The organism is Mesorhizobium sp. M1227, assembly GCF_040318315.1.
Taxonomy (GTDB): domain Bacteria; phylum Pseudomonadota; class Alphaproteobacteria; order Rhizobiales; family Rhizobiaceae; genus Mesorhizobium.
Genome location: NZ_JAMYLZ010000075.1, coordinates 1 through 9733 on the forward strand (window position 1 = coordinate 1; position 9733 = coordinate 9733).

The window sequence follows — 9733 nt, forward strand, 5'->3', positions numbered from 1 at the left end:
AATCGGTGATCGCAACGTCACCACCGTGCCATGGCCGCTCGCCCCTCAGAGCAAGCCCCGTTCTCTCTCCAAAACTTTTTGCAGAACCTTCAGCACACTATCCTGCACCCATCCGCTACGGCCATCTTGTCCAGGCGCTCTTCATAGGTTGGGCTGGACTTCCGGACACTCCTGTCGCGCCTTGTGGCGACCGGGCTTGAAAGAAGCCAACCAGGTATCTGTAACGTGCCTTGCGAGCTGACGTTGGGAAGTTTCCCCGAGCGAGGCGAATAGGGAGCAACGGCCATGGAGCTCAAGGCCGTCCGATCGCTGATCGGTCTAGCTGCCCGCATCATTGTATGGCCCATTCAGCGCAGGAGCCGATCTATCTCATTAGGCACAGTGATCCCTAGCTTGGCCGACCGATCCACCGCACAATTTCATAGGCAGGCATCGATCGGCGAAAGCCCTTCAGCGTCAGTTCGCCAACGGCGACGGACTCAACCAGGGATTCGACGGCACCAACGACCCGCTGGCTGACGAGAATCTGGCGTGGCCTGGCTTCCTCGCATAATCGGGCGGCGTGGTTCGACACTGTGCCTATCACTGCATAATCGGCGCGCTGATCGAAACCGATCCGCCCGATGGTTGCATGGCCTCGGGCGATGCCGATTCCGAAGCCGAGCAAGTGATCGCGCTTGCGCCATTGCTCCGAATGCTCGTCAATCGCATCACGCATCGCCGTAGCCATGCAGACGGCTCTCTCGGTATGGTCGGCGCAGGGCAGTGGATCGTTGAAAACCACAACGATACCGTCGCCCACGAACCGCTCAAGAGTTCCCTCGTGGCGGACGATTTGTTCACCAAGACAGGCGTGATATTCGCCAAGCACCGCCATCACCTCCTCGGGTTCGGCAGTTTCGGCGAAGGCTGTAAAGCCGCGTAGATCGCAAAAGACAACGGTCACCTCGCGACGGTGACTTTGCAGAAGCGCGTCGCCATTTCCCGCCGCAAGGATCAGGTCGGCGACTTGCTCGGGCAGGAAACGCCGGAGTCGGCCCATTCGCTCGATCTCGATCACCTGATCCGCCAGGGTCTGCTCGAGCGAGCGGTTCCAATTGGAAAGCTGTGCGGCCTGTTCCTGGAGGAGTTGGGCCTGACTTGCGACGGTATCGTGAAGCGCCTTCTGGCGAAGCATCGAGCGCACCCGCGCCAACAGCGCCCTGTGCTCGAAGGGCTTTGTCAGGTAGTCGTCACCCCCGGCGTCCAGCCCCTCGACAAGATCACGCGTATCGGCCTTCGCGGTGACGAGGATGACCGGAATCGCCTGCAGCGAGATGTCCTGCTTGAGCAGGCGAACCACGCTGATACCGTCGAGCTTCGGCATCATGATGTCGAGCAGGATCAGATCCGGCGTGAGTTCGCGAGCTTTTGCAAACCCCTCTTCACCATCGGCGGCGGTCGCCACTTCGTAGCCATTCGCCTCGAGGCGCATGCGCAGGATCTCGAGGTTTTCCGGAGTATCGTCGACCGCGAGAATTCGGGGCGGATCATGCAAGACGTTGTCTCCTTCAGGAAAGGAACTGCCGAACCATTGCGAGCAGCTGGCGCGGACTGAAGGGCTTGGCAATGTAGCCATCGCACCCTGCAGCAAGGGCTTTCGCCTCATCACCCGACAGCGCGTAGGAGGTGACGGCGATGATCGGGATGTGCCGCACCGTTGGGTCAGCCTTGATGCGGCGGGCCGCTTCATACCCGTCGATCACCGGGAGCTGAATGTCCATAAGGATCAGGTCTGGCCTGTGCGCTCCCGCTGCAGCGATGCCGGCGGCGCCGTCCGCCGCCTCGATCAGTTCGTATTCGGTGGTGGCAATGAGATCGCGGATGATCTGGCGGTTGTCCTCGGTGTCTTCCACCATCAGGATTCGTTTGCTCATGCGGCCCTCACTTCCTCATTCACCCGGATTGGTATCTTCAGCCGGAATGTCGATCCTGACCCGAGCACGGACTCGACGTCTATGGTCCCACCATGCATTTCGACGATGCGCTTCGAGATCGCCAGGCCGAGACCTGTGCCACCCTTCTGCCTGGTGCTGCTGTTGTCGACCTGCTGGAATTCTTCGAAGATGAGACCCTGGTCCTTGGACGCGATGCCGGGACCTGTATCCCGGACGGTGATCTCGAAATGTCCGTCTACCGCGCCGGCAAGAATGTCGACCGCACCCGTTTCGGTGAACTTGACGGCATTGCCTGCAAGATTGAGCAGGACCTGCGTCAAACGGCGTTCGTCCCCGCGGCCGATTGGAAGGTTCTCGGCAACAGTCGTTGAAAGCTCAAGACCCTTCGCTCCTGCCAGCGGCTCGACAGCCGTAACGGCCAATCGAACAACCTGCGCGACCGAGTAGTCCTCGATCGCCAGCGTGAGCTGGCCGGCTTCGATCTTCGAAAGGTCGAGTACGTCGTTGATGAGCCCGAGGAGGTGGCGGCCGTTTGCCTGCACGCGCGCGACGGTCGTCTTCGCCTTGTCCGGGAGTTCGCCGTAGATGCCGTCGACCAGCAGTTCTGTGAAGCCCAAGACCGAATTGAGCGGTGTCCTGAGCTCGTGGCTCATATTCGCGAGGAACTGGGACTTGTGGCGGCTGGCGGTCTCCAGCTCCCGGCCTTTCTCCTCGATCTCGCGGAACAGCATGGCATTCTGGATCGCGAGCACCGATTGGGCTGCGAAGGTCTCCAGCAGGTGGACGACTTGCTCATGGAAGGCACCTGGCTTGTGGCGCCTGACGACCAGTGCACCGACGATCTTGTTGGGCCTCAGCAGCGGAACGATCAGGATACCGCGATATCCGGCATCGACGATCGTCTTTCTTACAAGGAAGGATGAGGTCTCCTGGCCGAGGTCGGGAAACTGCACCGGCATGCAGCGCCCGGGTGCGTCGCCGATCCCCATGTCGGCCAGCCCGATCGTCTGGTGTGAGACTGCGGCGATAAGCTCATCGCTCATACCGAAGTTTGCGCGCGGACGGAATTGCTGCCGCGTGCTGCTGAACACGTAGATGGTGCCAGCATCCGTCTCCGACAACTGGACCGCTTTGGCGACGATTGTTTTCAGCACCGTGTCGAGATCCAGCGTCGAATTGACCGCCTTGCTCACCTCACCAAGCGCCTCGAGCTCACCAACAGACGCGGCAAGCTCGCGCGTTCGTGACTGCACCGCCTCGAAGAGCCGCGCATTCTCGATGGCGATCACCGCCTGGTCGGCGAATGTCTCGACGAGCGCGATCTCCTTGGGATTGAAAGATTGCGGCTCAACCCTCGTCATGACGAATACGCCAACGAGATCACCTTCCCGTAACAGCGGAGCAGCGAGGACGGTGCGGAATCCGCCGGCCTCAGCGATCAGGGCAACGCGGTAGTCCGGATCAGCGGTCACGTCTTCGATTTGCACCATCCGCCGTTCTTCGATTACGCGCCCCACGGCGGAGCCCCGGCCTGCGGCAAGCGCTGGAAGTGGATTGGCGTCGACATAGGCGCTGAAACTGGGCGGGTAGCCATGCGTCGACACATAGCGGAATACGCCATCCAACAACTGCACGATACCACCCTTGTCGGCACGGCAGAGCCTGACAGCCGATTCCACCAACGTATCGAGCACAACCTGCAGATCGAAGGTAGAGCGGCTGATGACCTTCAGAACGTCTGCAGTGGCTGTCTGCTGCTGAAGGGCCTCGTCGAGCTGCTGGGTGCGCGTCTCAATCTCCTGATACAAGCGCCCCAGCTGGTCGGAGGTCTGGTTGACGTTAGCGGCGAGCACTCCAAGTTCGTCGCGATTGGCGACGGCAACGTGTTGGGCGAAGTCGCCGGCCGCTATCTGACTGAGACGCGTCTCGATCTTCTTGACCGGTTCGATCAACGACCAGGAGATGATGTAGCCAAGCGCAAGCGCGAGCAGGATGCTGCCCACCGCAAACGAGACTACGATCAGTCTGGACGTGCCGTACGCACCCTCGCTCGCTTCGATGGCCGCCACCATGTCGGCTTCGGCCATGTTGACCAGCTGGTCTGTCAGCCGCTCGAGGCGGTCGGCCGACGGCATGATCTCGTCCAGCTGAACCTTGCGCGCTTCGTCCGTGCGACCGGCGCGGACGAGCTCTGCCACGTGCGTCACCCCGGCCGTCAGCCGTTCGTACTCTTGCCTGACCTGGCCAAGCACTTCCACTTCGGCTTTGGCGACGAACTCCATGCGGTCGAGGTCATAGCCAAACTGGTTGAGCTGGCGCAGCGCCCCATCCAGCATCCGGTTGTCCTGAAGCAACAGGGCGGTGGAGATGCCGTAGAGCTGGGTGGTCGTATCGTGCTGCACCTGGCGATAGGCCGCGATCCTGCGCTGCAGCTTGATCAGCTCGTTGGTCTGATCGTTGACCCCACTCAGCACCTGCAACCCGACGGCCCCGAGCACGATCAGCAGGCCGACGATCGACAGGAACGCGATCAAGAGCTTGGTCTGGACGCGCGCCGGCAGCCGGGCAACCCAGCCAACGAGCCGGTTCGTTATGCTATTTGGATTCGTCCAAGAGGCTGACAAGGTCATCCCGGAACTCCTCCAAGTCGAACCGGACGCCAAGATACTGTACTCGCAAGATGCCATTGGGGTCTACGAGCGACGTCAGCAAGGTATGGTCGACATCTCCGTCCACCGTTTTCTTCGCGATGACGCCGTATTTCCGTCCAACCTCATGGACAATCGCCGGATCACCGGTAAGAAACGACCAGCCCTTCAGATCGGCGCCAAAATTCTGTGCATATTCCTTCAAAACATCGGGCGTGTCGCGCTCCGGGTCGACGGTGATCGAAACGAAGGCGATTTGGGGTCCGAACGCATTACCCAACTCCTCCTGCACGCTGGCCATATGGGCGGTCAGCATGGGGCAGACGTCGGTACAGTGCGTATAGATGAATGAGACGGCGACCACCTTGCCGCGAAAGTCGTGCAGCGACACGCGCACACTATCCTGCGATACCAAGGTAAAGTCCGGCGCCTGTCCGATCGTCGGCAGGCGCTCGTCGTGCCGCGCGTCGTGCGCGTGTGCCGGCCCGGCCATCAGCGCCAGCACCAAGATGCGCGCCGGCCACTCGCTCACGTTTTCATCTCGCGCTTGATCTCGTTGAGGAGGCGCCAATCCGTGCCGTTGGCGATAATCTTGTTAGGGCCGGCCTCAATGAAGCCGACTTCGTTCATCCGCAGTGCGTAGAAGCGCATCGTGTCTTCGGGGTCGAACTCCCGCCACACGTCGTAGCGCGCTCCGCGCAAGCCCTCCAATGCATAGTCGTATCGATCGGTGAACTTGCCGTCGACCGATAGTTGCGCAGCCAGTTGCGGATCCGACACGCAGATGTCGGCGCCCTTGAGGATGGCTCGCAGCACGCGTTTGGTCGCCACCGGGTGTCTGTCGACATAGTCCGCGCGGCCGGCAAGCATGCAGCAGTAGTGTTGCGACCATGGCCGGTCGACGGTCGTATTAAGGATCGTGTGGCCGACCTTCCGGACGCGCTGCTCCTGCGGCTCGGGTGGCACCGCCAGAAAGGCATCGACCTTTCCTTCGTTAAAGAGTTGCATCGAGCTGACGTCCGGGTTCGCGACCCACTTGAGATCGGTGGCGGGATCGAGACCGACATAGGCGGCCATGAGGGTCACGAGCACGTGCGGAGCTGACGTCAGCGCGAACACGCCCACCCTCTTGCCCTTGAGGTCGGAGATGCTGTTAATGCTTTCGTTGACGATCAGTTCGAGGCAGCCGGAGTGCAGGCCGGTGACCACCTTTATCGGCATGCCGGCTTCGATCGCCATGATGTGCGCTGGCGGAAAGTCGGTGGCGAAATCCAGTTCGCCGTTTGCGAGCATCGCGAACGGATCGGAGTCGACGGCCAAGTCTATGTAGCGTACATCGGTGAACCCTTCGGCGCGCAATAGCTCCCCGGCGATATTCTTGGGTGCTTCGCAAAGGGCGCGGAACGTCCTTGGCAAACGCACTGTCGTGGTCTCTGGCGCCGGCTCGGCATGAGCCAATGTCGGCACTTTGACGAGGACCGCGGCGCCGACCGCCGACAGGCCCATCATGAAGTGGCGGCGGCGCTGGACAATCTCCATGTCACGTCTCCTCTCCCCTCGGCACGAGCAGACTCAGCCTTTCAACTCGCGCTTGACCTCGTTGAAAAAGCGCCAATCCGTGCCGTTCGCGATGATCTCGTTTGGGCTCGACTTGACAATCCCGGCTTCATGCAGCCGCAGCGAGAAGAACCTCATCGTGTCCTCGGGATCGAAGTCGCGCCAGTTAGAGTATGGGAGCTCGCGGAGCGACTGCACAGCGTAGTCGTATTGTTCCGTGTGTCCGCGATCCACCAGAAGGCGTGCCACCCGTTCCGGTTCAGCCGCGCAGATGTCGGCCGATTTGATGATCGCCCGGATGACCCGCTTGGTGGCGGCTGGATTTTTCTCGGCATACGCGGCGTTGACCGCCAGCATGCAGCAGTAATATTGCGACCACGGTCGGTCCTTGGAACTGTCGAGGATGACGTGGCCGACTTTGCGGGCGCGGAGGTCTTGAGCCTCAGGCGGAAAAGCCAGGAAGGCGTCGACCTTGCCATCGGCGAAGAGCTCGGCCGGCTTTGCCTCGCCGACGATCCATTCGATGTCGCGTTGCGGATCGAGGCCGACATAGGTCGCCATGGCGCTGACGAAGATATGTGGATCCGACGATAGATTGCCGCCGACGCCGACCTTGCGGCCCTTGAGATCCGCGATGCTCTTGATGTCCTCGCGTCCGAACAACTCGTAGCAGCCGACATGCACTCCGGAGATCACCTTGATCGGTGCGCCAGTGTCGACCGGAATGATTAGGGCCGTGGCAAAGTCAATGCCGAAGTCGATGTCCCCGCGCGCCAGCATCTCGGTCTGGGCGATACCGGCCTCGGCGGCCACGAAGCCGAAATCTGAGAACCCCTCTGCGCGGATCAGATCCTCGGCGACGTACTGCGGAGCGATGCAGATACCAGGCGCCGCCGCAAAGCGGGCGGTCGTGGTTTCAGGTGCCGCTTCGGCGGCGGCCGCGTTGCGGCCCTTTGCAAGACCCGCGGCTGCGAGCGCAGACAGGCCTGTAAGGAAACGGCGACGGTTCTGGACAATCTGCACGAGTCTCTCCTTCCCTTGAAAAGGCAACGCGTATTGGCGATAGGTCTACGTCTTCAGCTCTCGCTTTAGCTCATTGAGGAAGCGCCAGTCTGTTCCGTTGGCGATGATCCTGTCGGGTGTGGACCCGATCAAACCGATTTCCTTCAGCCGCAGCGCATAGAAGCGGACGGTGTCAGTTGAATCGTAGTCCCGCCATTTCCGGTAGGGCAACTCGCTGATCGCTGCGAACGCGTCATCGTAGCGGCTGGCGAATCCGCCCGCGACCAAGCGCTCGGCAACCAAGGCCGGCGCGGCGGTGCATAGATCCGCGGCCTTGAGGATGGCGCGCAGCACCCGCTTGGTAGCAACCGGATGCGCGGCCACAAAATCGCTGTTGCCGGACAGCATGCAGCAAAAATATTGCGACCAAGGTCGGTCCACTGTGCTGTTGACGATCACGTGCCCGACCTTGCTGCGCCGCAATTCCTGCGGGTCCGGCGGAAAGCCCAGGAATGCATCGATTTCGCCCCGCGCGAACAGCTCCTTGGGCTTGACCGCCGGGTCCACCACCCAGTTGATGTCGCGCGCCGGATCGAGCCCGACATAGGCGGCGATGCTGGCGAGGAACAGATGCGGCCCCGAACCGAGCCCCTGGACGCCGACGTTCCGGCCTTTCAGATCGACGACGCTGTCGATCCCGTGCTTGGCAAACAGCTCGAAGCAACCGGGATGGACGCCCCCGAGCAGGGTGAGCCGCGCACCGGAGTCCAAGGCGACGATCGAATTTGTCACGAAGTTGAGGCTAAAGTCGATCTCGCCATTCGCCACCGCGGAGGCCGTGGCCGCACCGGGGCCTGCCGCGACATAGGCAACCTCGGTGAAGCCCTCAGCGCGCAGCAGGTCCTCTACAACATACTGTGGCGCCACGCAGATGCTAGGGATCTTGGCCAAGCGAATGCGTGTGGTCTCCGGCCCTGGCTCGGCAAGAACTCGAGTTGGAGCGCCGACGAGGCTTGCGGTGCCGGCAGCCGTCAGGCCGGCCAGGAAGCGCCTGCGGCTCTGAATGATTTGCATGTCTACGTCTCCCCTCGAGACCAGATGGGATCAGGTTTTCAGCTCACGCTTCAACTCGTCGAGGAAGCGCCAGTCCGTTCCGTTGGCGATGATCTGTTGTGGGCTGGACCTGATCATGCCGGTCTCCTGCATGCGCAGTGCGTAGAACCGCAAGGAGTCTTCGGGATCGAATTCCCGCCAGCGGTCGTACCGAATGTCCTTCAGAGTTTGGAGCGCGTAGTCATAGCTGGTCTCAAAATCGCGATCGACCATCTGCTGGGCCACACTTTCGGGATCTGACACGCAGAGGTCGGCGGCCTTGAGGATGGATCGCAAGACCCGCTTGGTCGCCACCGGGTATCTTGTCACATAGTCCGTCGTGGCCGAGATCATGCAGCAGAAATACTGCGACCACGGGCGGTCGACGGCATTGTTGAGGATCGTGTGGCCGATCTTCTTGGCGCGCAGCTCCTGCGGCTGGGGCGGCGTCCCGAGGAATGCGTCGATCTTCCCTTCGACGAAGAGTTCCGTCGGCTTGACGTCGTTAGTCAAGACCCATTGGATATCGTTCACTGGATCGAGTCCGACATAAGCGGACATGAGGGACAGCCACACGTGCCGCGAGTTGTTGAAACCGTTCACGCCCACTCTCTTGCCCCGCAGATCCGTGACGCTGCGAATGCTCTCCTTGGCGATCAGTTCGAGGCATCCCGAGTGCAAGCCGGTCAGCACCTTGATCGGCACGCCGGCGGCGATCGACGCGACCTGGTTCGGCGCAAAGTTCACGGAGAAATCGGTCTCACCGCGTGCGATCCATACCGATTGGTTGACGCTTCTGTCGCCTTCTATGTAGCGGACATCGGTAAGACCCTCGGCGCGCATCAGTTCTCCGGCGATGTACGCACCTGCCCAACAGTAGGAACTACCGACCCACAGCGGCAGACGAACCGTGGTCGTTTCCAACGGCGGTTCCGCGTGGAGTGACCCTGGAACACCGACGATACCGGCAGCGCCTGCCATTGCAGCGCCGGCTAGGAACCGGCGGCGGGTTTGGATGATCTGCATCAGAACGCTCCTCTTCCGATTGGCAAAAGCAATACTGGCCGGAACCGAGGAAAAGAGGTTTCAGCAGAGGCAGATGGTCTGGTGAGCGCGACGAGTAGTTGTGGAACCTAGCGCGCCTAGTCCGATGCGAGAGTCTTGCGCTCTCAGTCGCCGGCTCATTTATTAGCAACAGACGATATGCCACGATACGCCCAATTTGCGTAGGTAGCGAGCGCAAAACTTGCTACGCCGAACGTCCCGCCAGCGCCTCGCTGTCATGGAGACTGTTTACGGGGTTGCGAATGGCCAGTTCAAGTTTGCTGCGGCCGGACCCACCCGCTGAACGTCCGCTATCGTTCTTCGGACGCCAAAAGCCGCCATTCCGCTGTCGTGAAGAGTTTCGGGCGCCGGCAGGCGTACGAAAGTCCCCGAGGAAGGAACCCGCGGGCCACAGGCGATGGCTATGGGGATTTCGGATTTCGGCAGATGTCG

At 61.3% G+C, this 9733-nt stretch carries 8 protein-coding genes; all 8 read right to left on the reverse strand.

The window, feature by feature from the left end; translation table 11 throughout:
• Window positions 1–388 precede the first annotated feature (388 nt).
• The 8 genes from NKH28_RS33705 to NKH28_RS33740 are packed head-to-tail and all read right to left on the reverse strand — an operon-like array spanning window position 389 to window position 9262.
• Complete coding sequence (locus NKH28_RS33705; protein WP_352542846.1) at window positions 389–1537, reverse strand: response regulator; 1149 nt, start codon at window positions 1535–1537, stop codon at window positions 389–391.
• A 13-nt stretch (window positions 1538–1550) separates the two neighbouring features.
• Window positions 1551–1916, reverse strand: a complete 366-nt coding sequence (locus NKH28_RS33710; RefSeq protein WP_352981412.1) for a response regulator — start codon at window positions 1914–1916, stop codon at window positions 1551–1553.
• Window positions 1913–4567, reverse strand: coding sequence for a GAF domain-containing protein (locus NKH28_RS33715; RefSeq protein WP_352981413.1), 2655 nt, complete (start codon window positions 4565–4567; stop codon window positions 1913–1915). The genes NKH28_RS33710 and NKH28_RS33715 overlap by 4 nt, the downstream gene beginning before the upstream one ends.
• The gene (locus NKH28_RS33720; protein WP_352542843.1) at window positions 4533–5117 is read right to left on the reverse strand and encodes an SCO family protein; all 585 of its coding nucleotides are present in this window, start codon (window positions 5115–5117) and stop codon (window positions 4533–4535) included. The genes NKH28_RS33715 and NKH28_RS33720 overlap by 35 nt, the downstream gene beginning before the upstream one ends.
• Complete coding sequence (locus NKH28_RS33725; RefSeq protein ID WP_352685825.1) at window positions 5114–6124, reverse strand: ABC transporter substrate-binding protein; 1011 nt, start codon at window positions 6122–6124, stop codon at window positions 5114–5116. The genes NKH28_RS33720 and NKH28_RS33725 overlap by 4 nt, the downstream gene beginning before the upstream one ends.
• 33 nt (window positions 6125–6157) lie before the next feature.
• Window positions 6158–7165 (reverse strand): ABC transporter substrate-binding protein, encoded by a 1008-nt coding sequence (locus NKH28_RS33730; protein WP_352542841.1) that lies wholly within the window; start codon window positions 7163–7165, stop codon window positions 6158–6160.
• A gap of 45 nt (window positions 7166–7210) precedes the next feature.
• On the reverse strand, window positions 7211–8218 hold the full coding sequence (locus NKH28_RS33735) for an ABC transporter substrate-binding protein (RefSeq protein ID WP_352542840.1): 1008 nt from the start codon (window positions 8216–8218) through the stop codon (window positions 7211–7213).
• A gap of 30 nt (window positions 8219–8248) precedes the next feature.
• Window positions 8249–9262 (reverse strand): ABC transporter substrate-binding protein, encoded by a 1014-nt coding sequence (locus NKH28_RS33740; RefSeq protein ID WP_352542839.1) that lies wholly within the window; start codon window positions 9260–9262, stop codon window positions 8249–8251.
• Window positions 9263–9733: the final 471 nt, after the last annotated feature.

Excerpts from the sequence above, each read along its gene's own strand:
- NKH28_RS33740 (WP_352542839.1), bottom strand. The coding sequence starts at position 9,262 with ATGCAGATCATCCAAACCCGCCGCCGGTTCCTAGCCGGCGCTGCAATG.
- NKH28_RS33710 (WP_352981412.1), bottom strand. The coding sequence starts at position 1,916 with ATGAGCAAACGAATCCTGATGGTGGAAGACACCGAGGACAACCGCCAG.
- NKH28_RS33725 (WP_352685825.1), bottom strand. The coding sequence starts at position 6,124 with ATGGAGATTGTCCAGCGCCGCCGCCACTTCATGATGGGCCTGTCGGCG.
- NKH28_RS33715 (WP_352981413.1), bottom strand. The coding sequence starts at position 4,567 with ATGACCTTGTCAGCCTCTTGGACGAATCCAAATAGCATAACGAACCGG.
- NKH28_RS33735 (WP_352542840.1), bottom strand. The coding sequence starts at position 8,218 with ATGCAAATCATTCAGAGCCGCAGGCGCTTCCTGGCCGGCCTGACGGCT.